The sequence below is a fragment of the Escherichia sp. MOD1-EC5950 genome, assembly GCF_002965345.1.
GTDB lineage: Bacteria > Pseudomonadota > Gammaproteobacteria > Enterobacterales > Enterobacteriaceae > Escherichia > Escherichia marmotae.
The window spans coordinates 1-964 of the sequence record NZ_PTSR01000106.1; the positions used below are offsets into that span (position 1 = coordinate 1).

1 protein-coding gene is annotated in these 964 nt (G+C 49.5%); it reads left to right on the plus strand.

All coding sequences use genetic code 11. From position 1 onward, the window contains the following. The first annotated feature begins 37 nt into the window (after window positions 1-37). Window positions 38-796 (plus strand): EAL domain-containing protein, encoded by a 759-nt coding sequence (locus BEA93_RS24490; protein ID WP_105267692.1) that lies wholly within the window; start codon window positions 38-40, stop codon window positions 794-796. Window positions 797-964: the final 168 nt, after the last annotated feature.

Below are 964 nucleotides of genomic sequence, written 5' to 3' on the forward strand. Positions count from 1 at the left end.
CTGGACCGGGAGGTTCATAAAATGGAAGACCGACAGTATGGACAGTGATTTTGTATCCGCAGACAGACTGATGCGTGCGCTCAGTAACGGGGAGTTTGAACCGTATCTCCAGCCGGTGGTTTCTGCATCCGACCTTACTGTGTCCGGTGCGGAGCTTCTGGTTCGCTGGCATATGCCGACGGGAGAAATCCTTCCGCCGGCATATTTCATTAACCGGGTGGAATCTGCCGGTCTGTTGTTGCCTGTGACGGAAAAAATCCTGAACCGTGCGGTGGCAGGGCTTTCGGAGGTTAAAGCCATGCTGCCGCGTGGTTTCCGGCTTGCCGTGAACGTGACGCCGGCCCTGCTGGCTGAGCGTGAGTTCACTCAGATGTGTCTGGCGCTGGCAGGGCATGACAGCATACATCTGGTTCTGGAGCTGACGGAGCAGCAGCCGTTTAACATGGACAGACAGACCGAAGAGAAACTGAGCCGGCTGTGTGATGCCGGAGTGGCATTTGCGCTGGATGATTTCGGAACCGGATGTTCCGTACTGTCGTACCTGAAGCACTTTCCGGTCAGTTATATAAAAATGGACAGGAGCTTCACACAGGACATTCTGAGTGAAAAGACATCCCGGCATATCGTAGAAAGTGTTGTCGGGCTGGCAGGAAAGCTGGGTATTGATACGGTGGCAGAGGGTGTTGAAACTCAGGCGCAGGTGAGCTGTCTGTGCTCTCTGGGAGTGGATTATCTGCAGGGGTTTTATTTTGGCAGACCGGAAAAAGTGGATACATTTTGTTGTGAGTACAGGTAACGCCAGCTGTGTAATCAGTAAGTCACTCCTGAAAAATAAAATTAAATACATTTAAGCAATTTCATTTTATTTCTGATAAATGATGTGCCGACATCGCATTTTTCAGACTCCGGCAGTGTTTTTCTTCTTAACTTCAACGTCTTTTTGTTTTTATTCTTTTATTCATAT

Bases quoted from the DNA above. Each gene is read 5' to 3' on its own strand.
- BEA93_RS24490 (WP_105267692.1), top strand. From the start codon at position 38: ATGGACAGTGATTTTGTATCCGCAGACAGACTGATGCGTGCGCTCAGT.